This is a genomic window from Nocardiopsis sp. CNS-639 (assembly GCF_000381685.1).
In the GTDB taxonomy this organism is placed as follows: Bacteria; Actinomycetota; Actinomycetes; order Streptosporangiales; family Streptosporangiaceae; genus Nocardiopsis; species Nocardiopsis dassonvillei.
Genome location: NZ_KB906873.1, coordinates 30,566 through 53,690, shown reverse-complemented (window position 1 = coordinate 53,690; position 23,125 = coordinate 30,566). Strand labels below are relative to the sequence as shown.

At 72.5% G+C, this 23,125-nt stretch carries 18 protein-coding genes and 2 pseudogenes; 11 read left to right on the top strand and 9 right to left on the bottom strand.

Annotated features, from left to right (window positions below; all coding sequences use genetic code 11):
- The first annotated feature begins 21 nt into the window (after positions 1 to 21).
- Positions 22 to 879, top strand: coding sequence for an SDR family oxidoreductase (locus G011_RS0123990; RefSeq protein WP_019610686.1), 858 nt, complete (start codon positions 22 to 24; stop codon positions 877 to 879).
- A 124-nt stretch (positions 880 to 1,003) separates the two neighbouring features.
- Here the strand turns inward: G011_RS0123990 and G011_RS0123985 are convergent, their stop codons facing one another.
- Entirely contained in the window at positions 1,004 to 1,924 is a 921-nt protein-coding gene (locus G011_RS0123985) for a ketopantoate reductase family protein (RefSeq protein WP_026338601.1), read from the bottom strand.
- 289 nt (positions 1,925 to 2,213) lie between these two features.
- Here G011_RS0123985 and G011_RS0123980 point away from each other — a divergent pair, with 289 nt between their 5' ends.
- Complete coding sequence (locus G011_RS0123980; RefSeq protein ID WP_013153435.1) at positions 2,214 to 3,041, top strand: alpha/beta fold hydrolase; 828 nt, start codon at positions 2,214 to 2,216, stop codon at positions 3,039 to 3,041.
- Between the two features lie 257 nt (positions 3,042 to 3,298).
- Positions 3,299 to 4,153: pseudogene (locus G011_RS30215) on the top strand (AMP-binding protein); the annotation flags it as partial.
- Between the two features lie 92 nt (positions 4,154 to 4,245).
- Here the strand turns inward: G011_RS30215 and G011_RS31885 are convergent.
- On the bottom strand, positions 4,246 to 4,722 hold the full coding sequence (locus tag G011_RS31885) for a hypothetical protein (RefSeq protein WP_155979829.1): 477 nt from the start codon (positions 4,720 to 4,722) through the stop codon (positions 4,246 to 4,248).
- A 107-nt stretch (positions 4,723 to 4,829) separates the two neighbouring features.
- Positions 4,830 to 6,020, bottom strand: coding sequence for an IS110 family transposase (locus G011_RS0123970; RefSeq protein ID WP_026338600.1), 1,191 nt, complete (start codon positions 6,018 to 6,020; stop codon positions 4,830 to 4,832).
- Positions 6,021 to 6,225: 205 nt separating this feature from the next.
- Between G011_RS0123970 and G011_RS30210 the strand changes: the two are divergent.
- Positions 6,226 to 6,906 (top strand): annotated as a pseudogene (locus G011_RS30210) (AMP-binding protein); the annotation flags it as partial.
- Between the two features lie 54 nt (positions 6,907 to 6,960).
- Here the strand turns inward: G011_RS30210 and G011_RS31360 are convergent.
- Positions 6,961 to 8,859, bottom strand: coding sequence for a type II CAAX prenyl endopeptidase Rce1 family protein (locus G011_RS31360; protein WP_019610681.1), 1,899 nt, complete (start codon positions 8,857 to 8,859; stop codon positions 6,961 to 6,963).
- 80 nt (positions 8,860 to 8,939) lie between these two features.
- Here G011_RS31360 and G011_RS0123955 point away from each other — a divergent pair, with 80 nt between their 5' ends.
- The 4 genes from G011_RS0123955 to G011_RS0123940 all read left to right on the top strand — a co-directional run bounded on the left by G011_RS0123955 (position 8,940) and on the right by G011_RS0123940 (position 12,970).
- Entirely contained in the window at positions 8,940 to 9,683 is a 744-nt protein-coding gene (locus G011_RS0123955; protein WP_013153432.1) for a TetR/AcrR family transcriptional regulator, read from the top strand.
- Between the two features lie 190 nt (positions 9,684 to 9,873).
- Positions 9,874 to 10,800 carry a cation diffusion facilitator family transporter gene (locus tag G011_RS0123950; protein WP_019610680.1) on the top strand — a complete coding sequence of 309 codons (927 nt, stop codon included), beginning with the start codon at positions 9,874 to 9,876 and terminating at the stop codon, positions 10,798 to 10,800.
- 498 nt (positions 10,801 to 11,298) lie between these two features.
- Positions 11,299 to 12,156, top strand: coding sequence for a SigB/SigF/SigG family RNA polymerase sigma factor (locus tag G011_RS0123945; RefSeq protein WP_019610679.1), 858 nt, complete (start codon positions 11,299 to 11,301; stop codon positions 12,154 to 12,156).
- 94 nt (positions 12,157 to 12,250) lie between these two features.
- Complete coding sequence (locus G011_RS0123940; protein ID WP_019610678.1) at positions 12,251 to 12,970, top strand: DNA alkylation repair protein; 720 nt, start codon at positions 12,251 to 12,253, stop codon at positions 12,968 to 12,970.
- Between the two features lie 39 nt (positions 12,971 to 13,009).
- On the opposite strand, the gene G011_RS0123935 is transcribed toward G011_RS0123940, so the two are convergent.
- Both G011_RS0123935 and G011_RS0123930 read right to left on the bottom strand, forming a co-directional pair.
- Positions 13,010 to 13,219: a hypothetical protein gene (locus G011_RS0123935; RefSeq protein WP_019610677.1), complete on the bottom strand. Its 210-nt coding sequence runs from the start codon at positions 13,217 to 13,219 to the stop codon at positions 13,010 to 13,012.
- Positions 13,220 to 13,493: 274 nt separating this feature from the next.
- Positions 13,494 to 14,867, bottom strand: a complete 1,374-nt coding sequence (locus tag G011_RS0123930) for a multidrug effflux MFS transporter (protein WP_019610676.1) — start codon at positions 14,865 to 14,867, stop codon at positions 13,494 to 13,496.
- A gap of 688 nt (positions 14,868 to 15,555) precedes the next feature.
- On the opposite strand from G011_RS0123930, the gene G011_RS0123925 reads away from it, so the two are divergent.
- Together G011_RS0123925 and G011_RS0123920 are read left to right on the top strand one after the other, a co-directional pair.
- On the top strand, positions 15,556 to 16,158 hold the full coding sequence (locus G011_RS0123925; protein WP_019610675.1) for a DUF4352 domain-containing protein: 603 nt from the start codon (positions 15,556 to 15,558) through the stop codon (positions 16,156 to 16,158).
- A gap of 134 nt (positions 16,159 to 16,292) precedes the next feature.
- Entirely contained in the window at positions 16,293 to 16,910 is a 618-nt protein-coding gene (locus G011_RS0123920) for a hypothetical protein (RefSeq protein ID WP_019610674.1), read from the top strand.
- Positions 16,911 to 16,954: 44 nt separating this feature from the next.
- Here G011_RS0123920 and G011_RS0123915 read toward each other — a convergent pair whose 3' ends face one another.
- Positions 16,955 to 20,029, bottom strand: a complete 3,075-nt coding sequence (locus G011_RS0123915; protein ID WP_019610673.1) for a BTAD domain-containing putative transcriptional regulator — start codon at positions 20,027 to 20,029, stop codon at positions 16,955 to 16,957.
- 175 nt (positions 20,030 to 20,204) lie between these two features.
- On the opposite strand from G011_RS0123915, the gene G011_RS0123910 reads away from it, so the two are divergent.
- Positions 20,205 to 21,278, top strand: a complete 1,074-nt coding sequence (locus tag G011_RS0123910; protein WP_026338598.1) for a hypothetical protein — start codon at positions 20,205 to 20,207, stop codon at positions 21,276 to 21,278.
- An 88-nt stretch (positions 21,279 to 21,366) separates the two neighbouring features.
- On the opposite strand, the gene G011_RS0123905 is transcribed toward G011_RS0123910, so the two are convergent.
- Complete coding sequence (locus G011_RS0123905; RefSeq protein ID WP_013153425.1) at positions 21,367 to 21,999, bottom strand: MBL fold metallo-hydrolase; 633 nt, start codon at positions 21,997 to 21,999, stop codon at positions 21,367 to 21,369.
- Positions 21,996 to 23,081, bottom strand: a complete 1,086-nt coding sequence (locus G011_RS0123900) for an S-(hydroxymethyl)mycothiol dehydrogenase (protein WP_026338597.1) — start codon at positions 23,079 to 23,081, stop codon at positions 21,996 to 21,998. The genes G011_RS0123905 and G011_RS0123900 overlap by 4 nt, the downstream gene beginning before the upstream one ends.
- Positions 23,082 to 23,125: the final 44 nt, after the last annotated feature.

Genomic DNA, 23,125 nt, shown 5'->3' with positions numbered 1-23,125 from the left:
CCGCAACGAAGGGAAGCACCCATGTCCGTCGTCATCACCGGTGCCACCGGCCACCTCGGCCGCCTCGTCGTCGAGGACCTCCTCGACCGGGGCGTTCCGGCGGGGCGGATCACCGCCACCGCGCGCGACACCGCCCGGCTGGCCGACCTCGCCGGACGGGGCGTGCGCACCGTCCACGCGGACTTCGACGAGCCCGCCTCGTGGGGGGAGGCCCTCAAGGGAGCCGACACCCTCCTGCTGGTCTCGGGCACCGCGATCGGTGAGCGGGTGCGTCAGCACGGCGCCGTGATCGATGCCGCCGCGGAGGCAGGGGTCGGGCACATCGTCTACACCAGCGCGCCCAGGGCCACCGACACCACGCTGGTCCTGGCCCCCGAGCACAAGGCCACTGAGGAACTCGTCACCGCCTCCGGGCTGGCGTACACGATCCTGCGCAACGGCTGGTACAACGAGAACTTCGCGCAGCAGCTGGACCAGGCCCGCGCCACCGGCGCCTTCGTCGGCAGCGCGGGCCGGGGCCGTACCGCCAGCGCCTCGCGCCGCGACCTGGCCGAGGCCGCCTCCGCCGTGCTGCGCGACCCGGCGGCGCACGCGGGCGCCGTGTACGAGCTCTCCGGCGACACCGCGTGGACCTACGACGACCTCGCCGCGACCCTGGGCGAACTGCTCGGCCGCGAGGTCGTCTACCGCGACCTGACCACCGAGGAGCACGTGGCGGCCCTGACCGGGGCCGGACTGGACGAGGGCACCGCGCGCTTCGTGGCCGCGCTGGACACCAACACGCGCGACGGCGAGCTGTCCGCCATCACCGGAGAGCTGTCCCGGCTCATCGGCCGACCGACCACCCCGGTCGGTGAGACCCTGCGCGCTCTGCTCTGATCCGCGCCCCGTCCTCCCCGCTCGGGGGAGGGCGGGTCCAGCGAGCCGCCGGAGCCGCCGCCTCTCAGCCGGAGTCCGTGCCCGAGGGGGCCGGGGTCAGCGGCGGCCCGGCGGACGGGGCAGCCTACCCGCGACCCGCCCCGTAGACGCTCAGGTGCGTGTACGCCAGTGAGAACAGCGGTGTGGGCACGCCGAGCTCTCTGCCCCGGGAGACCAGGTCGCCGACGATGTGGTCGGCCTCCACCGGGTTGCCGCGGGTCAGGTCCCAGTACATGGAGGTCGTGGTCGAGGAGGTGGTGTCGGCGATGATCGCGTCGGCCCTCTTCCGGGCCGCCTCGCCCGGCGGATGGCCGGAGGCGGTGGCCACGGCGATGGCCTCGGCGAACACCGCCGCGGTGAACTCCTGGCCGCCGGGCGCGCTGTTGACCCGGCCGATGGGGCCGCGCATCAGACAGGTGCACGCGCCCAGGGTCGCCAGGAACACCCACTTGTCCCACAGTTCCTGGCGGATGTCGGCGGCGGAGGTGGCGGTGTGGTCCCCGGTGTCCAGCGCGGCGTGCACGTCCTGCGGTGCGACGACGGGGTGTTCGCCCAGCGGCCCGTAGATCAGCTCGCCCATGGTGCCGACCTGGACGATCTCCCCCCGTTCGCCCAGACGCGTCATCACCATGGCCACGCCGCCGTAGACCCGGTCGGCGCCGAAGCGCTCGACCAGGGCGTCGATGTGGCGCATGCCGTTGAGGAAGGGCAGCACCGCGGTCCGCGGGCCTACGGCGGGGGACAGGTCCTTGAGGGCGTCGTCGAACCCGTACGACTTGACGGCCACGATCACCAGGTCGTAGTCGGGGCCCACCCGGTCGGCGGTGACCGCTCGGACAGGGAGCGCCTCCACACGTCCTCGCACGTCGCGCACGCGCAGACCGTGCTCGCCCAGGAGCGCGGCGCGTGCGGGGCGGACGAGGAAGTCCACGTCCCGGCCCGCCCGGACCAGGTGCGCTCCGAAGTAGCCGCCGACCGCTCCGGCTCCCACGACAAGAATCCTCATGCTGCTCCCGCCCGGTGGTTGCACGACAACGGACAACGTAGGGCCATGGGATCTCGCCTGGCAAGGGCGCGGCCGCGTGCGCGCACCGCCCCGTCCTCCCGCGGGGGGAGGGTCGGGCCCCCGGCGCCGCCGCACTCTCGTAAAGCCTGCTCCATGCTTGTGGAACCCCGGTTTTCGCAGCTCGGAGGTGAGGGCAATCGGGTCGTGGCCCGTGCGCCCCGTTCAGTGGGTGAGCACGGCGCGACCCGGGGTGAAGCCCCGTCCGCACGAGGAGGAGGAAACGGTTCCCATGGCTTACGTGACCACCCGCGACGGCGTCGAGATCTTCTACAAGGACTGGGGGAGCGGCCGACCGGTCGTGTTCATCCACGGCTGGCCGCTCAACGCCGACGCGTGGGAGGACCAGATGAAGTGGGTGGCCGACAACGGCTTCCGCGGCCTCGCCCACGACCGCCGCGGCCACGGTCGCTCCGGCCAGCCCTGGAGCGGCTACGACTTCGACACCTTCGCCGACGACCTCAACGACCTCATGAACCACCTGGACCTCCAGGACGTCACGCTGGTGGCCCACTCCATGGGCGGCGGCGAGCTCGCCCGCTACATCGGGCGCCACGGCACCCGGCGCGTGCGCCAGGCCGTCCTGCTGTCCGCGGTCCCGCCGATCATGGTCAGGTCCGACACCAATCCCGAGGGGGTGCCCGAGGAGGTCCTCACCGGGATCAAGGACGGCATCATCAGGGAGCGCTCGCAGTTCTGGAGGGAGACCGCGGAGGGCTTCTTCGGCGCCAACCGCCCCGGCAACAAGGTCACGCAGGGCAACAAGGACGCCTTCTGGTTCATGGCCATGCACCAGTCCATCGAGGCCGGTGTGCGCTGCGTGGACGCCTTCGGCTACACCGACTTCACCGATGACCTGCGCCGCTTCGACGTCCCGACCCTGGTGGTGCACGGCGACGACGACCAGGTCGTGCCGATCGACGCCACCGGCCGCAAGTCGGCGCGGATCATCCCGGACGCCACCCTGAAGGTCTACGAGGGCGGCTCCCACGGCATCGCCCTCGTGCCGGGCGACAAGGAGAGGTTCAACCAGGACCTGCTGGAGTTTCTCAAGAGCTGACCCGCTGCGGCGGGCGGGACCGCGCGGGCGCGGCGGGGCCCGCCCGCCGAAGCGGACGTCGGACGCGGCCGTGCGGAGCGGGAGAACGCGGTCTCCGGACAGGGCGGGAGGGGGAACGCGCTGCCGGACCGCGAGGGGGCGCGGGCACCCTCCGAGGGCCTGTTTCCTCCGCCGGGTGTTGCCAGTGCGGCCCGTGCGCCACAGGATGGGTCCTGCCGACGGCTCCAGGGGCCGTACCGACGGGCGGGAGGCAGGACATGACCGGTTCGACGACATCCAGCACCGTGGACGACATCCTCCGGCGCAGCGCGGCGCGCACCCCCGGGCGTACCGCGCTGGTCTTCGGCGGGCGCTCCTGGACCTACGCCGACCTGGACGCCGCGGTCACCCGCGCCGCCGCACGCCTGCTCGGCCTCGGCGCCGTCCGGGGCGACCGGGTCGCGGCCTACGGCAGGAACTCCGACGCCTACCTCATCGGGTTCCTGGCCTGCGCCCGGGCGGGGCTAGTCCACGTGCCGGTCAACTTCGCCCTCCAGGGGGAGGAGCTGGCCTACCTGCTGGAGCAGTCCGGCAGCACCATCGTCCTGACCGACCCCGCCCTGCGCCCGGCCGTGGACGCGCTGCGCGACGGGACCGGCGTGGAACAGGTGCTGGAGCTGCGCGAGGGCCCCGGTTCGCTGCTCGCCGACAGCCTGGAGGGGCCGGTGCCCGAACTGGACGCCGGTGTCCGCGACACCGACCTGGTGCAGCTGCTGTACACCTCCGGCACCACCTCCCGCCCCAAGGGCGCGATGATGACCCACCGGGCGCTCGTCCACGAGTACCTGTCCTGCGTGGTGGGCCTGGACCTGTCCGCCGACGACGAGCCCCTGCACGCCATGCCCCTGTACCACAGCGCGCAGATGCACGTCTTCCTCATGCCGTGGCTGGCGGTCGGGGCGCGCAACACCCTGGCGGAGGCGCCCGACCCCGCCGACCTGCTGGAGCGGATCGAGACGGCCGGACACCGGGCCTTCTTCGCCGCGCCCACGCTGTGGGTGGCGATGGCGGGCCACCCCGACTTCGCCCGGCGCGACCTGACGAGCCTGCGCAAGGCCTACTACGGGGCATCTCAATGTCTGAGTCAACCTCGCCAGGATGAGGGATCAGGTTCCCCGTCTCACCCCACGGGGAACCTGCCCAGGCGCGCGTTGAACAGGGCTGGTCAGGCGGGGATCACCTTGAACTCGAAGCGCTTCCTGGCTTCGGGGTCTTCACTCACCATCTCCTCAACGTCCACCTCGAGGATCTCCGCCGTCCTGGCCTGTTTCCAGTCGGCGGTCTTGACGTACTGGTCGCCGCCGGGCGAGTAGAGGAACTGGTCGCTCTGGTGCTTGAACAGCCCGAATCCGTTGGCTGTCGGAATGGTGTGCCAGAGGGAAGCAGGCTCGTACTTGTCGAGGTAGATGCCGTTCTCGGCCCACGTCCAGTAGACGTGTTCCCCATAGTTGCTCCACGAGGACCGGATCACGTATCCGCCGCCGTCGTTGGCCTCGAAGACGACCGACGCGCCGTGGTCGCCTTCGCCAGCGCGTGTGATGACCCAGTCCCAGCTGGTGTGCACCCGGACAGTGAGCCCTCGGTCCTGGTGGACGTTGACCAGGTGGTAGTGCTTGCCCGGGGTGATGCCGTCAGTAGCCACGATACCCTTTCAGGAGCGACGGATAGTGATGATGACACTACACATGGCGTTCACGCGGCGTGGGTGTTTCCACCATCGGACGATCCGTTGCCGTCCTGCTCACCAGATCAAGCCGCCCCTGGAACCGGGTGAGCGTAGGGGCGCCCGTCCCGCAGCATCGCCCACAACACGTTGATCCGCTGCCTGGCCAGGCACAACACCGCCTGAGGATGAATCATCCCCTCGGCTCGCTTGCGCCGGTAGTACTCCTGCGAGGCTCCCGGCCTGAGCAACGCCGACTGCGCCGAGAGGTAGAACAGGCGGCACAGCCTGCGGCTGTAGTGCCGGGGTCTGCGGTTGTTGTTCGTCCGCTTGCCTGAGTCCCGTGCCACCGGGGCGATGCCCGCGTGCGAGGCCAGGTGCCCGGCGTCCCGGTACGCCGACAGGTCCCCGGCCAGGGCGATGAACTCCGCGGTCAGCAACGGCCCCATCCCCGGCATGGACTGGATGATCGCGCCGCGCTCGTCCTGGCCCAGGACATCGGCGATCTCCCGGTCGATTCTCTTGATCCGCTCGTCCAGGTCCAGGATCTGCCGGGCCAGATCAGAGGCGAGCGCGGCGGCCCGCTTCTCACCCGGCAGCGACGTGGTCTGGGACTTGGCGGCCTCGACCGCCTTGTGAGCGAAGTAGGAGGCGTTGCGGATATCGCGCTTGGCCAACCACGCCGTCAGCCGCCCCACGCCCATACGGCGCAGAGCGGAGGGGGTGCAGTACCCGCTCACCAACACCAGACCGGGGCGCTTGCGGAACTCGAAGGAGCGCTCCAGAGCGGGGCAGATCCCCACCAGGAGTTCGCGCAGCCGGTTGATCATCTTCACCCGGTCGCCGGTCATGTTGGCCCGGTAGGAGGTGAGCAGGGCCAGCTCGCCCACCAGGTCCGGGGCCAGCTCCAGGGCACGGAAGTCGGACCGCATCCGGGCGGTCTCGGCGATGGTCTGGGCGTCCTTGGCGTCGGTCTTGTGGTCGCCGGCGAAGGCTCCGGACATGCGGTTGACCGTCCGTCCGGGGATGTAGACCACCTCCTGGTCGTGCCCGAGCAGCAGGGCCAGGAGCAGCGCGGAGGGTCGGCTGGAGATGTCCACCGCCCACCGCACCTCATCGGCCAGGCCGCACACGTCGGCGATCAGGTCGAGGATCTCGGCCTCGTCGTTGACCACCTTGCGCGAGAGCAGCCGGGAGCCCTCAGCATCGATGGCTACTGCCCAGTGGTGGCCCTTGCCTGCGTCGATGCCGACCCAGATCCGCTGATGAGTGCTCAACCTGTTCACCTGCTCCACACACGAGGGTTCACTTCGTGGTCCGTGGAGCACTTCACCGTCAAAGCCTTAACGAAGCGATGGGTCGCAGCTCTCAATCAGAGGTTGAAGTGTCCAGGGGATCGGGCGGCCATGCCCCGCGAGCCATGGACGGCACTTTCGTCATCAGCCTCACCCGGTCCCCTTGGACCACCCATCCATTCTTAAGGCCTCCGTCATGCCCGGCCCGGTGCTGGAGAGGCTGCGCTCGACCCTGCCCGAAATAGGTCTTTTCAATTGTTTTGGGCAGAGTGAGATCGGCCCGCTGGCCACCGTGCTGCGCCCCGAGGAACACGACGCGCGCCCCGCCTCCGCGGGCAGATCCGCCCTGTTCGTGGAACTGAGGGTGGTGGACGACAGCGGCCGCGACGTCGCCCCCGGGGAGCTGGGCGAGGTGGTGTACCGGTCGCCGCAGCTGTGCCAGGGCTACTGGGACAAGCCCGAGGAGACCGAGGAGGCCTTCCGGGACGGCTGGTTCCACTCCGGCGACCTGGTGCGCGCCGACGCCGAGGGCTACATCGAGGTGGTGGACCGGATCAAGGACGTCATCAACACCGGCGGCGTGCTGGTGGCCTCCCGTGAGGTGGAGGACGCCCTGTACACCCACCCCGGGGTGGCCGAGGCCGCGGTGGTCGGCGCGCCCGACGAGAGGTGGATCGAGGCGGTGACCGCGTTCGTGGTGCCCACCGGGGAGGCCGACCCCGAGACCCTGCCCGACGACCTGGTGGAGCACGTGCGCGCCCGCCTGGCGGCGTTCAAGGCCCCCAAGGAGGTACGGGTGGTGGACGAGCTGCCGCGCAACGCCTCCGGCAAGATCCTCAAGCGCGAGCTGCGCGACCGCATCGCCTGACCGGCACCGCGCCGGGGCCGCGCGCGGCCGGAGCGCCGGGTGGACGGCGGCGGCTCAGCCCATGCGGTCGGGCGCCTCCTCGGCGTAGCGGGCGGCCAGGGTGTGGAAGGCCAGCTTGGGCTCCCAGTGGCCGTCGTCGGGGGACAGCCCCGACTCCAGCGGTGGCGGGCGCACGATCCCGAAACTGGCCATGTCCTGGTCGCGGGTCGGGTCGGGGGAGTAGCGGCAGTCGCCCTCGATGAACATGCACACGAACGCCCCGTGCACCTCCTCGGTCTCGAACACGTCCAGCAGGTCACTGATGAGGTCTGCCTGCACCCGCTCGTCGCGCACGTGCCCGTCCCTGACCCTGCGGTCCCCCAGGTCGCTCCAGTCCAGGATGTCCGAGCCCGAGCCGCCCCTGTCCCGGGCGCCCTCGTAGGAACAGCAGCCGAACTCGGTGACGACCAGCGGTTTGCCGTGGGTGCGCAGCCGACGCAGCCCCTGCCGGTAGGAGCGGCGGGTGAGTCCGTCCAGGTAGTAGTCCACGCCGACCACGTCGAACGGCGTCCAGTCCACGGTCTCCCAGGCGCCGGAACCGTACGTGAGCGGCCCGTGGAACCTCGCGCGCGCGGTGTCCGCCAGCTCGCGCAGCAGCCGGTTGAGCCTGCGGTCGAACCACGGCAGCAGGGGGAAGAGCAGCCCCAGCGCGCGCGTGCGCCGGTCGAGGTCGCGTCCGGGCAGCACCCCGGTGGCGAACAGGCTGATCTCGCAGCCCACGTTGAGGCCCACCCGTTCGGGGTGGTCGCGGCGCAGCCGTTCGGCGGCCTCGGCGGCCCGGCCCAGGTTGGCCGTCAGCTCGCCCGGCGCGGCGTCGACCAGGCGGGGCTGGACCCACACGTACAGCCCCCGGCCCAGCGCCAGGCGGGCCGCCTCCTCCAGCCGCCCGAGGTCCTCGCCGAAGACGGTGACCGCCGTGCAGTGCAGGTCCTCGCGGATCACCCGCATCTCCCGGTCCACCACATCCGGGCGCCACCGCGGCCGGGAGTTCTGACCGGGCAGGTAGCTGGAGCCGACGTCGTACAGGATCCCCTTCTGCGCCAGGGGGCGGCGCGGCCCGCCCGCGTCGGGGAACGGGTCGCCCACCCGGCCGCGGCCGCGCAAGGCGTACACGACCCAGAAGGCGGCCAGGCCCGGGCCGAGGGAGAGCACCGCCTGCCAGGCTTCCGGAGCGGAGGACAGGCGCAGGCCGAGTTCATCGGAGAGCACGCCGACGGCGGTCAGGGCCGTTCGCGCGGCCAGCGGCGTCCACACCTCCCCGCTGGTCGTTCTCAGGGCCCCGAGGAACAGGCCCAGGAGGAACACCTCGCCGGAGAGCGCCGCCGAGCCGGTGACCGCGGCGGCGAAGAGCGTGTACAGGGCGGCCTGGCCGAGGAGAGCCGCCCACGGGGAGTACCGCAGACCCAGATGGTGCTGCGCGTAGCCGCGGAAGACCAGTTCCTCGGGCAGGATCTGGGCTGCCAGGAGCAGGGGCAGGGTCACGGCCAGGGCCGAGGCGGCGCCCCCGACCGCGCCGGTGTCCGGGGCTGCCGCCCCCAGGGCCCACACCGCGCCCAGGAGCGCGGCCGAGGCGAGCAGGACGGTGAGGGCGGCGGCCAGCGGGACGGACCATCCCCGGGGCGCGAGGCCGAACACAGGGGTCGGCGCGCGGTCCAGGAAGCGGCGGGCGGCCCACAGCAGCGGCGGCACCAGCGCCGTGCACAGCGCGGCCCGCACGGCCAGGGCGAGGAGGGGGTCGGGGTCCCCTGCCGGGCCCGGAACCGACGTCGAGGCGGCCGCGGCGAGCACACCGACCAGGGTTGCGGCGGCGCAGACCAGGACGGCCAGGGCCACGGGGCCCGCCCGGGGGCGTGCGGCCCCCGGGGCGCGGGGCGCGGTGTCGGATGGGGGCGCGGAGCGGGGCTCGTCCGGCATGGCCGCCTTCCCGGGGGTAAACTCCGTACGGTGTTCGGTCTTTGTCGAACAGTGTACGGAGTTTTCGCGAGGAGGCAAGAGTGGCCTACGTCCACGACCCCACGGCCACGCTCGAACTGCTGTGGGACGGCCCCCGGCGGCCCCGGCGCGGCCCCCGGCACAACCTCACGGTGGAGCGCGTCGTCGAGGCCGCCATGCTGGTCGTGGAGGAGGGGGGCGTGGACGCGCTGTCCATGCGCGGAGTCGCCTCCCGGCTCGGCGTGGGCACGGCCACGCTCTACACCTACGTCCCCGACAAGTCGGCCCTGATCGCCCTGATGGTGGACACGATGGTCGGCCAGGCGGTCCTGCCGCACACCCGCGCCGGCACCTGGCGGGAGAAGGTCAGGGCGTGGGCCCACGAGGACCTGCGCTCCTACCGCGAGCACCCCTGGCTCGTCGAACTCACGGCCACCGGACAGCCGGTCGGCCCGCACACCTTCGCCTGGGTCGACTCCGCCGTGCGGGTCTTCGACGGCACCGGGCTGAGCGACCACGAGGTGTTCACCGTCGTGGAGGCCGTGAACGGCTACGTCCGCGGGCACGTCGCCCTGGTGGTCCAGGCCGACCGGGCCGGGGCCTGGACCACCCCCGACGGTCGCACGTGGGACACGGTCCAGGAGGCCTTCCTGGCCTCCCGCGCGGGTGCGACGGGGCGCTACCCGGCCGTCGAACGCGTGACCACCGCGGGACCTACCCCGGAGGAGGCCTTCTCTCGGGGGCTGGACTGGCTCCTGGACGGGATAGAGCTGCGCGTGCGCTCCCGCGCCGCCGAGCGCTCCTGACGCTCCGGACGGTCTCCCCGGACCGACACGGCGGCGGGGGTGCTTGCGCGGGCACCGGGCTCCCCGGAACCTGGGACAGTCCGGGGCGCGGCCCCGACCACCTCGGGCGATCCCGGCCGGTGCGGCCGCGCCGACCGTCCGCCCCGTGTCCCCGGGCCGTACGGTCCGCGGCTGACGAGGAGGCGACGCGGTGAGTGGCGAGGACAGCACGAAGGCCGTGGTCATGGCGTTGGCGGCCAATCTCGGGATCGCCGCGACCAAGTTCGTCGCCTACCTCCTGACCGCCTCGTCGGCCATGCTCGCCGAGTCGGTGCACTCGGTGGCCGACTCCGGCAACCAACTCCTGCTGCTGGTCGGCGGGCGGCGGGCCAGGCGCACGGCCACGCGGGAGCACCCCTTCGGCTTCGGCCACGAGCGCTACGTCTACGCCTTCCTGGTGGCGATCGTGCTGTTCACCCTCGGCGGGCTGTTCGCCCTGTACGAGGCCTGGGAGAAGATCCGCGACCCGCACCCGATCACCTCCTGGCAGTGGGTCCCCGTCGTGGTGCTGCTGGTGGCCGCCGCCCTGGAGTCGACGGCGCTGCGCACCGCTATGCGCCAGACCAGGACGGCGCGCGCCCGGGTGGGGTGGTTCGGCTTCATCCGCCGCACCAAGGCCCCGGAGCTGCCGGTGGTCCTGCTGGAGGACACCGGCGCCCTCATCGGCCTGGCCTTCGCACTGGTCGGGGTCAGCCTCACCCTCATCACGGGCAACGGCGTCTGGGACGGGCTCGGCTCGGGGGCCATCGGACTGCTGCTGGTGGTGTTCGCGGCGGTCCTGGCGGTGGAGATGAAGAGCCTGCTCATCGGTGAGTCGGCCAGCGAGGAGCACATCCGCCTCATCCGCGAGGCCATCCTGGGCTGTGCGGACATCGACGCCGTCATCCACATGCGCACGATGCACCTGGGCCCCGAGGAGCTGCTGGTCGCCGCCAAGGTGGCGGTGGACGCCGAGGACGACGCCCGCCGCGTCACCGCCGCCATCGACGAGGCGGAGCGGCGGATCCGCGAGGCGGTGCCCATCGCCGCGATCATCTACATCGAACCCGACCTGCTGCGCCCGCGGCCCGCGGACTGAGGCGCCCGGCGACCGCGCGGGTCGGGCCCGGGAACCGGGGGAGGGGCGGCCCGCCCTGTGCACCGCCTTTTCGGGCGGCGTTCATCTTCGCCGGAAAAAGAAAGCGAACCCGTGTTCGAGTAAAATGAACATCGCCCGGGAATGGGCGGTCGGCGCGTGGGGTGCGGAGTCGACGTCGGTGCGTACGGCACGGGCCAACAGGGAAAACGGGGCGCCGGGCCCTGTGGGGGCGTGGGGGACCCTGTGGAGCGCGGACGCCTTTCCCCTGCCTTTTCGGTCGCCGCAGACGGGCGGGCGAGCGGTTTCTGGCATATGGCGAAAAATTTCCTCCCGGCGGCTTTTGGTGCCTTTTCTTAGGGAACGTACTCCTCACATCGCGATCATCCCCCGCCGGATCCCGGCCTCCTACCTCGATAGACAGCGCGGGCGTGCCGCCCGCTCACTGTCCTCCAGGCAGACATCAGGCACCGAACAGGACACGACACCGGGGGCTTCCTCTTGTCCATCAACGTTCCCCACGCGACGCACGAGACCTTCGACCACACACCAGCCGTCCCCGGACCGCGCAGACCGGTCTGGGACGAGGACCCCACCGCCGAGGACATGCTCGCCGAACTCCACGGTCTGGACAGGGACGATCCGCGGGCCGACGACCTGCGCGAACGGGTCGTGGTCCTCTACCAGCCGCTGGTCAACAAGCTCGCCCGCCGCTACAACGGCCGCGGCGAACCGCTGGACGACCTGCAACAGACCGCCATGCTCGGGCTGGTCAAGGCCATCCACGGCTTCAACCCCGACCGCGGCAAGCCGTTCATCTCCTACCTGATGCCCACGGTCACCGGTGAGATCAAGCGGCACTTCCGCGACCACACCTGGGCCGTGCGTGTATCCCGGCGCCACCAGGAGAACCGGATCAAGCTGCGCCAGGCGCTCAACGACTTCCAGCAGGCCCACGCGTGCACGCCCACGGTCCACGAACTCTCCGAGGAGATGGGGTTGCCCGAGGCCGAGGTCGGCGAGCTCATCCAGGTCTCGGAGTCCTACCGCTCCCTGTCACTGGACGCCCCGGACACCTCCGACTCCGAGGGGCAGGAGGGCACCCGGCTGGAGGACCACCTGGGCAGCGAGGACGAGGGCCTGGAACTGGTGGTCCAGCGCGAGTCGCTCAAGCCCGCCCTGGCCCGCCTGCCCGAGCGTGAGCGCGAGATCCTCATGCTGCGCTTCTTCGGCGACCACACCCAGTCCGAGATCGCCGACTGCCTCGGCTACTCGCAGATGCACGTCTCCCGGCTCCTCAACGGCGTCCTGGGGCAGCTGCGCGAGGAGATGGGACAGGACGGGCGGGCTCGGGGATGAGGCGGACCGCGCCGCCGGGAGGACGCCGACGGGGGCCGTCCTCCCGGCGGCACCGTTCACGCCCGCTGTCACCGGGGACGTCTACCATGCCGCCATGGCCACCGCACCGCTGACCGCCCGCGCCTTCCTGGCGCGCCTCGACGAGCACCGCAGCGACGAGGAACTCCGCAAGTACCAGCGCTACTTCCGCTTCGAGGTCGGACACCAGCCCGAGGACGACCACTTCGTCGGGGTGCGCATGGGCACGGTGTTCGCCCTGGCCAAGGAGTTCGTGGACATGCCCCTCGACCAGGTCGAGGAGCTGATGGACAGCCCCGTGCACGAGGCCAGGGCCGGGGCGATGAGCATCATGGAGAAGAAGGCCCGCCACCGGCGCAGCACGCCCGAACAGGTCGCCGCGCTCGCCGAGCTGTACCTGCGCCGCCACGACCGCGTCAACAACTGGGACCTGGTGGACCTGGCCGCGCACCACGTCCTGGGCCGCCACCTGCGGGACCGCCCCCGCGGGGTCCTGTACACCCTGGCGCGCTCGGACGACCCGTGGCGGCGGCGCACCGCCATCGTGGCGACGGCGCACTTCATCGCCCACGACGACCTCGACGACGCCTTCGCCCTGTCCGAGATCCTCCTGGGCGACGACCACGAACTGGTGCAGAAGGCGGTGGGGTGGATGCTCCGCGCCGCCGGTGACAAGGACCGCGACCGGCTGCTGGCCTTCCTCGACGCCCACGCCGCGCGGGCACCGCGCCCCCTGCTGCGCGCCGCGATCGAGAAGCTCGACCCCGGCCAGCGCGCCCACTACCGTGGGCGCTGAGCGGCGCCGCGCCCCCGCGGGGGCGCGGCGCCGGATCCGCTACTCGGAGGGTTCGGGCAGGGGCGGGCACTCGATGGTCGGGTTGACCCCCATGTAGTTCAACGGCCCGACGAAGATGGTTCCGACGGTGTGGCCCAGCGTCGAGCACGAGGTCTCGTCGTTGCTGAACAGACCGCGCTGGAACGCGGCGATCAGCCCGACGAGCAGCCACAGGACGACGAGGGTCGAAAGAACGATGCGTACTCGCACGCTCTGCCTCCAGGGGATGGGGGGTAGATCGGTTGTCTTCGCCGCAGACCTATACCCGCGAGACGCGACGTTTCACCCGGTCCCGCCTCCCGCTTCCGCGCGGACCCGTTCCCCGCACGGAACGCGCGCCGTCCCCCGGCCCGGGGCCGCCCGGCCCAGCGGGCCCGGCTTCGAGTCCGTTCGGCGGCGCCCCTCACCACCACGTCCATGACGCCGGTGGTGAGGGCCGGTCCGGCCTGAACGGGCGGATCACACCAGCCGTGCGCACCGACGCTCAGGCGGTCGCCAGCGCGGTGCGCCGCGTACGCACCGCGAAAGCGGTGAACACCACCGCGGCGGCCACGGCCGTGGCGAGCATGACCGCGGTCATGCTGGACAGGGTCACCGGGCCGGTCAGCCCGGCGGTCGAGGCCAGGCCGGAGCCGATGCCGAACTGGAGCGTGCCCAGCAGGGCCGAGCCGCTTCCGGCGACCTTCGGCGGCTGTCCGTCCAGGGCCAGTGCCGTGGCGTTCGGCGACACCAGCCCGGTGAACACCATCATCACGAACAGCGCGACGGTCACCGTCACCAGACTCGCGCCGCCCGAGGACCCCAGCAGCGCCAGCGCGGCCACCGAGGCGATCGACCCGGCCAGGCCCAGGAACAGGCGGCGGTGGATCTCCACCCGGCGGATGAGGTAGGCGTTCAGCTGGTTGCCGATGATCATGCCGAGCGTGGTCACCGCGAACACCAGGCTGAACTCCTGGGCGCTGGCCCCGAAGCGCGAGTGGGCCACGAACGAGAACGTCGAGATGTAGGTGAAGCTCATCCCGAAGCTCAGCGCGAGCGTGAGCGTGGGAGCGGTGAAGCGGATGTCGCGCAGCAGGCGGCCGAACACCCGCAGCTGCGCACGCGGGCTGACCCGCTCGCGCTGCTCGGGCGGCAGGCTCTCGGGCAGGCCGAACAGCACCAGTGCGAAGGTCGCCAGCCCGGCGGCGCCGAGCACGGCGAAGAGCAGCTGCCAGGGTCCGAAGAAGAGCAGCTGGCCGCCCAGGATCGGGCCGAGCATGGGGGCCAGGCCGGAGAGCAGCACCAGCCGGGAGAAGAAGGTGGCGGCGGCGTCGCCGTCGAACACGTCCCGCACGATCGCGCGCGAGATCACCAGTCCGGCCGCGGCCGACAGCCCCTGGCCGAAGCGCAGCAGGCTGAACATCTCCACGCTGCTCACCGTCGCGATGGCGAGGGTGGTGGCGGTGAACACGCCGATGCCGACCAGCAGCGGCGCGCGGCGCCCCCAGCGGTCGCTGAGCGGGCCGATGACGAGCTGGCCCAGGGCCAGACCGGCCATCACCGAGGTCAGGGTGAGCTTGACGCTGGCCTCGCTGGTGCCCAGGTCGGCGGCGATCTGGGGCAGTGCGGGCAGGTACAGGTCGGTGGCGAGCGGACCGATCGCGGACAGCACGCCGAGGACCAGGACGAGCAGCAGCGTGCGGCGGCGCGTCCGGGCCGTGGCGGCCGTGGTCTCCTGGCGGGCCGGACCGGCCTGCTGCGGCACGTCGTGGTGGTGCGGGGGGTTGTGGGCGGACGGGACGTTCTGGGCGTCCGGGACGACCTGGACGTCCGTGGTGATCGGGGCACGACGGTTCGGACGTGCGGAAGCAAGGGTCACCGAGGCTCCAACGCGGGGAAAGGTATCGACAAGCGGTGCGCGGTACGCGGGGGGCGCCGTGAACCGCCTTCGGGCGGGGCGCCGACAGAAGTCCCGTGAGAGGACCAGAGGGTCCCGGGATCACTTCCGCCTCCAACACAAGGCTAGGAGCAGGCAATCCCCGCTTTACCCAACACGTCGAGTGATCCGAATTACGGTCCTGGAAATCCCTGCTGGTAAAGGGTTTCGGTCCGCTGTGACGACGCCCATGCGGGGACGGGAGCCGTCGGGTCCTCGGGTTCCGCTCATTCTCCCGGTCGCGTGGCGCTCGAATCCCCCATGGTTACTTGGTGGTAGTTCCGCTGGGCGAAACACGCCTTTCGGTAGTGCGTGTCCTGTGAAGAAAAGAGCGGGGCTGGAAGGCGCGCCCCAGGAGCTCACAGGCTTCCGGGGGCGGAGGCCGCTCGCTCCCCGGTGGGGGCTTCTCGCGCCGGGCCGAATGGGGCGACCGGAGCCGGGTGTTCGGTTTTTCGCGGGGCACAGTGCTTCGTGCCAGAAGTTTTTTCCAGGGGTTTGGTATTTCCGGGCGTGTCTTGCGTGAACTGTTTGCTGCGGCGTTCCCCCCTTATCCCGGGAAAGGGAGGATCCTTGGTCGCGAAGACGAGTCCGGTGCCCCCTCGCGGGGTGTTTCCTGGGGGAGTGGTGTGCCGTGTACGGGGAACCGCCGAACGGTCCGCAGTACCCGCGACAGCCGTCCTACGGGCAGCAGCCGCCGCGTGGACGCAGGGCCTGGCCCTGGGTCCTGCTGGGGTGCGGCGCCGCCGCGCTTCTGGTCCTGGTCCTGGCGATCGCCTGTTCGGCCGTGCTGTTCTCCGGTGGCGACTCCGAGCGGGAACAGCCCGGGGGAGAGACGGAGGAGGGGGCGGCCGAGTCCGTGTCCATGGGGGAGCCCGGCACGGTCGGGCAGTGGCGGGTCGTGGTCGACGGGATCGAGACGACCTCCTCCCACGGCGGCGAACACACCACGGAGCAGGCCCAGGGCGAGTTCAAGGTCGTGGACGTCACCGTGGAGAACACCGGGGACCGGGCGACGGTCTTCGACAGTTCGGCGGTCAGCCTGATCGACGCCGAGGGCAACACCTACTCGTCCAGCACGCTGGTCGACGACGCCCCCTTCCTGGAGCAGATCAACCCCGGAAACCGGATCTCCGGATCAGCCGTGTTCGACGTGCCCGAGGGTACCGAGATCACCGAGGTCCGGGTGGAGGACCTGTTCTCCTTGGAGGAACCGCTCGTGATCCGGGCCGAGTGAGGCCAGTGGTTTCCCGGGCGGCCTCCGCGCGGCGCGCCCGGGAGCCGTTCCGCCCGGTGCGCTCTGGCCTGACAGCCGTGTGACAGCCTCCTGGCAGAACGATCCGGCACCGTTCGTCCCGGAGGTGTTGTGCGATGTTCTTCATCGAGTTGTTCGTCCCCAAGGGTGCCCTCGCACCGGAACGGCTCCGCCGACTGGCTGAGCGCCTGGGCACCGTGACCGAGTTGACCGAGGGGGAGGAGATCCAGCCCGGCTGGGAACAGGTCCTCGGCTCCCTGATGCAGGTGGTGGTGCACGAGCCCGAGGTGTGGGTGGTCGGCCAGCGCGTCCTCGGCGCCGACGCCGCGCCCCGCTACGCGGTGCGCTTCCACGTGCCGGGCCCGTGGCGCAAGGCCATGAGCGACGCCCTGGTCTCCTACGCCACGAGGGTCGTCGCCGACGCCGAGGCCGACGCCGAGCGGCCCTACCGGGAACCCGTGGTCCAGGTGCAGGTCGTCGGGGTGACCGAGGGCAGCCTGGGCGTCTACGGCAGGGCGGTCGACTCCGACGCGCTCGTGGAGCTGATCAGCGAGCCCTACGCGGAGGACCTCGCGCGGGGGCGGGCGGTGCGGGACCCGCTGTGCGGGGTGGCCGTCCCCCTCAACGACACCGCCGTCACCCTGGAGTGGAAGGGGACGCTGCACGGGTTCTGCTGCTCCGACTGCCGCGAGGAGTTCCTGAGGAAGCAGCGCAAGGAGGCCGCACCGGCGTAACCGGAGCGACCGGTGCGGTGGGTGTGGTCGGCGGTCACCCGGCCCTACCGGGTCCCCGACGGGGGACGGGGAGGCCGGGAGGCCAGGTCGTCGAGCTCACCGCGGAACGCCGCCAGGGCCTCCTCCGGCGCCAGACGGCTGGCGCGGTCGTAGGCGGCGCGGTGGGCGCGCAGCTCACCGGCGAGTCGGGCGACGTCGGGGTGGTGCGGATCGGGGCCGCCGCGCAGCGCGTGTGCGGCCCCCAGGACGCGCGCCGCCCGCGCGGCCTCGTCCCCGCGCAGGAGCAGGTCCGCGGCGGCCACGGCCACCCGGGCGAGCATCGGCAGGTCGGGAAGTGTGTCGGCCAGGGTGAAGGCCTCCTCCAGGTGGCGCAGGGCCGCGCGGAGGTCGCCGGAGACCGCGGCCAGGTGCCCTGCCGTGGTCCGGTACAGGGTCCGGTCCTGCGGCTCGCCGTCCCCGACCGCCTCGCGCGCCAGGTCGAGCAGCCGCCCGGCCCCTTCCAGGTCCCCCTCGTGGCGGGCCAGGTCGGCCAGGCAGACCCGGGCCAGGGCCACCTGGCGTGTGGACGCGGCCTCGGCGACCACCTGCTCCAGCCGGGCGCGTGCGCGGTCGGTGTTCCCGGCGTCGACGTAGGCCATCGCCAGCCACACCCGCTGTCCGTGCTGGTCCCCCAGCTCGCGGGTCAGGTCCAGCGCCTCCTCCAGCGCGGAGGTGGCCCCGCCGTCGTCGCCGGTCGCGGCGCGGGCGTAGGCCAGGGACATCAGCAGCAGCGACAGCCCCCAGCGCTCACCGGCCTCATGGAAGGCGGACATGGCCTGTTCGCTGTTCTCCCGGTCCTGGGCGGCGTCACCGGAGGCGCCGTCCAGGAAGGAGCGGGCCAGCCAGAGCATCGCCCGCGTCCAGGGGTCGGGGTGCGCCAGGTGCGGTTCCAGGGCGGCGGTCCCGTCGACGGTCCGACCCTCGGCCAGGGCCAGCAGCGCCGTCACGAACGCGCCGACGGGGTCGGCCGTGTCCGGTGGCGGCCCGACCACTTCCCGCGCGTCGGCGAGTTCACCCGCGAACACGGCGTTGAGCAGGTAGGCGGCCGCCGCGCGCAACCGGGCGTCCCGCTCCCGTTCCCGCGCCTCCGGGGCCGAGCCGCGCAGGACCGCCCCGAGCTGGACGACCGCGTTGGCGTGGTCGCCGCGTACGGCCCAGAACAATCCCAGCGCCGCTCCCAGCCGCAGGGCCGTCCCGGTGTCGCCGCGGTCACGGGCGTGCCCCAGGGCGGTGAGCAGGTTGTCGTGGTCAGCGGCCAGCCGTGCCAGCCACTCCGTCTGCTCCGGTCCCCGCAGACGCGGCTCGGCACGCTCGGCCAGCTCAAGGAAGTACGCGGTGTGGGCGGTGCGGGCGCCGTGCAGCCGACCGGTCGCGGCCAGGCGCTCCGTTCCGTACTCGCGGATGGTGTCCAGCATGCGGTACCGGTCGCCGTCCGCCTCCAGCAGCGACTTGTCCACCAGGGAGTACAGGGTCTCGGCGGCCACACCCACGCGCTCGGCCGCCACGACGGTGAGGGTGCGGGCGAAGACGCACAGCCGCTCGGCCGCGTCGCGTTCGCCGGGGGTGAGCAAGTCCCAGCTCCACGCCACCACCCCGCGCAGCGTGCGGTGGCGGGCCGGGGCCGTACGGCTGCCGACGCCCAGGGTCCGGAACCGGTCGTCCAGACCGGCCGCGAGCGCCCCGACCGGCATCGAGCGCAGGCGTGCGGCGGCCAGCTCGATGGCCAGGGGAAGACCGTCCAGGCGTGCGCAGATCCGCTCCACCTCGCCGGTGGGGGTGAAGTCCGGCCGCACCGCCCGTGCCCGTTCGGTGAACAGCAGCCGCGCCGCCTCCGGCACGAGCGGGGGCACCGGGCACAGCGCCTCCCCGGGGACCCCGAGCGGTTCGCGGCTGGTGGCCAGGACGCGCAGCCGGGGGCAGCGGCCCAGCAGCTCCTCGGCCAGACGGGCGGCGGCCTCGACCACGTGCTCGCAGCAGTCCAGGACCAGCAGGGTGTCGGTGACCGACAGCGCATCGACCAGGGGGGACAGCGGGTCGGCCACGACCCGTAGGCCGAGCGCCCCGGCGACCGCGTGGGGGACGCCGTCGGGATCGCCGACCGGCCCCAGCTCCACCAGCCACACCCGGCCACCGGTGCCAGCGGCGGTGACCGAGGCCAGCCGGGTCTTACCCACGCCGCCCGGGCCGACCAGGGTGACCAGACGGTGCTCGGCCAGCCGCTCGCCGACCAGCCGCAGCTCGCCCTCGCGGCCGACGAAGGCGTTCAGCGGGGCGCGCAGGTTGCCGTGTGCGGCGGATGCGGACGAGGTCGTGGGCGGCGGCGAGGGAGCGGGGCCGTCCTCCTCGCGCAGGATCCGCAGGTGGAGCGCGCGCAGACGCGGACCGGGGTCGGTGCCCAGCTCCTCGGCCAGCCGGGTCCGGTAGGAGGCGTAGGCGGACAGGGCCTCGGCGCGCCTGCCCTCGGCGTCGAGCGCGGTGACGAGCAGCGTGCGCAGGCGTTCGCGCAGGGGATGCGCGGCAACCAGCGGCTCCAGTTCAGCGGCGCGCGGAGCCCGCCCGGGAAGGGCCAGCCCGGCCTCGGCCCGGTCCTCCACCGCGCCCAGACGCAGCTCCTCCAGGCGCACCGCGGCGGCCTCGGCGTAGGGCAGCGGGACGATGTCGGCCAGCGGGTCGCCCCGCCACAGCTCCAGGGCCCGGTCCAACTGTTCTGCGGCCACGCTGTGCCGACCGTCCCGCAGAGCATCGTGCCCCAGCCGTGCCAGGCGTGCGAAGAGCAGGGCGTCGACGGCGTCGGCGGGAAGGTCCAGGCGGTATCCGGCGGGTTCGGAGCGCAGGGTGCCGGGGAGGGGGAGGGCCCTGCGCAGCCGGGAGACCAGTGAGTGCAGTGCGGCGGAGGGGTTCTCCGGTCCGTCCGCGGCGTCCGCCTCGGGCCAGAGGTCCTCGGCCAGGACCCTGTGGCCGACCGGGCGGCCCGCGTCCAGGGCGAGCCGGGCCAGCAGCGCACGCAGGCGGGGTCCGCCGACGTCCGTGCTCCGGCCGTCGGCGACCACCCGCAGGGGACCGAGGATCGCCACGCGCATACCGGTATTGTCCCCGACGCGGGCCCCGGGCGGGAACCCGCGGCCGTACTCCGGGAACAGCGGAACAGAAATTCCCGTAAAAGGTGTGCTAATCTGGCCGGGTAAGGGTTTATGGGGAAATAAAAACAATTTCCACCGGCCTTTCCTTCGGCCGTTTTCCGGTTATTCTCGGTATATGCCGAACCCCCTTTCTCCCGTCGTGCTGTCCGCGTCCGTGATGACCCACCCCCGCCGGATCGCCGCCGCGCGCCGCGTCCTGGACTCCCTCGGGATCGCGGACGCCTGCCTGGCCGTGGACCCCGAGCCCGACGGGCCGCCCAGCTCCCTGCGCGCCTCCCGGGTCGCCTTCTCCAGCGCGGAACGCTTCGACTCCACCCACCACCTCGTCCTCCAGGACGACGTCCGCGTGTGCGCGGATTTCGCCGACTCCGTGCGCGACGCGGTGAAAAGGCGTTCCGAGGCCGCGCTCTCCCTTTTCGTGGAATGGGGTTCGCGCACCGCCTACCTGGCCCGGTGGGCGGTGTTCACCGGCGCCGGAGCGGTCCCGGTGATCAACCCGTACATGCCGACCCCAGCCCTGCTCCTGCCGCGCGAGATGGCCCTGGACATGGGCCGCTACCTGCGCGGCGCCGGGGGGCGCTCCGACGACCGCGCCGCCCTGCGGTTCCTGCGGGAGCGCGGCACCCCCGCCCTGGTCGCGGCGCCCAACCTGGTCGAGCACGAGGACCTGCCCAGCATCAAGGGCAACGACGAACACGGGCTCCGGCACTCGGCCTGCTTCGCGGCGGAGGGCGCCCGCTTCGCGGGGCCGGTCCTGGACCTGCCCCCGCTGCTGCCGTTCCTGCGCTGGAACACCGGGGAGGCCGTGGTCATCGACACCGGCAACGACGTGCCCGAGGCCCACCGGCCCACACCGCGGGTGCTGGAGGAGTGGGGCGCGGCGCCGGGGGAGCTGAGCCGGGACTGCGCCGAGCACCTGGGCGCCGCTTCCGGGCCGCTGTTCGCGCTCTGGACCACCGCCGCCGCCTTCGGCGCGGTCCAGGAGCGGCACTGGCCGGGCACGGTGGCGGGCCTGCGCGCCCGCCGGGACGAGCCCCTGGTCGGGCGCGCGCTGGCCACCTTCGCGCCGGGCGCGCTGCGCGTCGTCCTGGCCCCGGACCGGCTGGCGCGGCTCTCCGGGCGGTTTGTGCCGGCGGTGCTCGCCGCCATGGAGTACGGGGCCCGCCTCACCGCCGCCCGCCCCGTCTGAGCGGGGCGGACGGCGGAGGTGCGCCCCCGGCCGCCGCCCCGCACACCGAGGGCGCGGCCCGGATGGCGGGCCGCGCGCACCGCGGCCCTCAGTGTCCCCGGTCGATCCACTCCTGGAGGTGGGGCGCCTCGGCGCCGATCGTCGTGGACGGGCCGTGCCCGGTGTTGACCACCGTGTCCTCCGGCAGGCTGAACAGCCGGTCGCGGATGGACTCCACGATCGTCGGGAAGTCCGAGTAGGACCGTCCCGTCGCCCCCGGGCCGCCCTGGAACAGGGTGTCGCCGCTGAACAGCACGCCCAGGTCGGGTGCGTACAGGCACACCGCGCCCGGGGCGTGGCCCGGGGTGTGCAGGACGGTCAGCCTGGTCCCGGCGATGGTGATGTCCTGTCCCTGGGACAGCTCCGCGTCGGGTGCGCGGTCCGGGTGGGTCATGTCCCACAGCACCCGGTCGGCCGGGTGCAACAGGATGGGCGCGCCCGTGGCCTCGGCCAGGGCCGGGGCCGCGTTGACGTGGTCGTTGTGCGCGTGCGTGCACACCACCGCCACGAGTTCGCGGTCGCCCACCGCGCCCAGGATCGCGCCCGCGTCGTGCGCGGCGTCGATGACCAGGGCCTGGTCGCGGTCGCCCACGATCCAGACGTTGTTCTCGACCTCCCACTCCCCGCCGTCCAGGGCGAAGACCCCCGAGGTGGTCAGGTGTTCCACGCGCGCGCCGCTCACAGGACCACCACCGAGCGCAGGACGTCGCCGCGTTCCATCCGGGCGAAGGCCTCCTCGACCTCGCCGAGTCCGATCTCCTCGGTGACGAAGCCGTCCAGGTCCAGGCGTCCCTGGAGGTAGAGGTCGATGAGCACGGGGAAGTCGCGTGAGGGCAGGCAGTCGCCGTACCAGGAGGACTTCAGCGCCCCGCCGCGGCCGAACACGTCCAGCAGCGGCAGGTCCAGGCGCATCTCCGGGGTGGGCACGCCCACCAGCACGACCGTGCCCGCCAGGTCGCGCGCGTAGAAGGCCTGCTCGTAGGTCCTGGGGGTGCCCACGGCGTCGATCACCACGTCGGCGCCGAAACCGCCGGTCAGGTCGCGGATGGTCTCGACCGGGTCGGTGAAGGAGGCGTTGACGGTGTGGGTGGCGCCGAACCCGCGCGCCCATTCGAGCTTGCGGTCCTCCAGGTCCACGGCGATGATCCGTCCGGCCCCGGCCAGCCGCGCGCCCGCGACGGCCGCGCTGCCCACGCCGCCGCAGCCGATGACGGCCACCGAGTCCCCGATGCCCACGCCGCCGGTGTTGATGGCGGCGCCGATCCCGGCCATGATCCCGCAGCCCAGCAGGCCGGCCGCGGCGGGCGAGGCCTGCGGGTCCACCTTGGTGCACTGCCCCGCGGCGACCAGGGTCTTCTCCGCGAACGCGCCGATGCCCAGGGCGGGGGAGAGTTCGGTGCCGTCCTCCAGCGTCATCCGCTGCTCGGCGTTGTGCGTGTCGAAGCAGTACTGGTGCCGTCCCCGGCGGCAGGCGCGGCAGTCCCCGCACACCGCGCGCCAGTTCAGGATCACGTGATCACCCGGCGCGACGGTGGTCACGCCCTCGCCCACGGACTCCACCATGCCCGCGGCCTCGTGCCCGAGCAGGAACGGGAACTCGTCGTTGACGCCGCCCTCGCGGTAGTGCAGGTCGGTGTGGCACACCCCGCACGCCTGCACCCTGACCACGGCCTCGCCGGGGCCCGGATCGGGCACGACGATCGTGGCGATCTCCACCGGAGCCCCCTTGGACCGGGAGACCACCCCTTGTACCCGCTGAGACATCTTCGCTTACCCCCACACGTGGCCGGAGGCGGCGCGGATGTGCG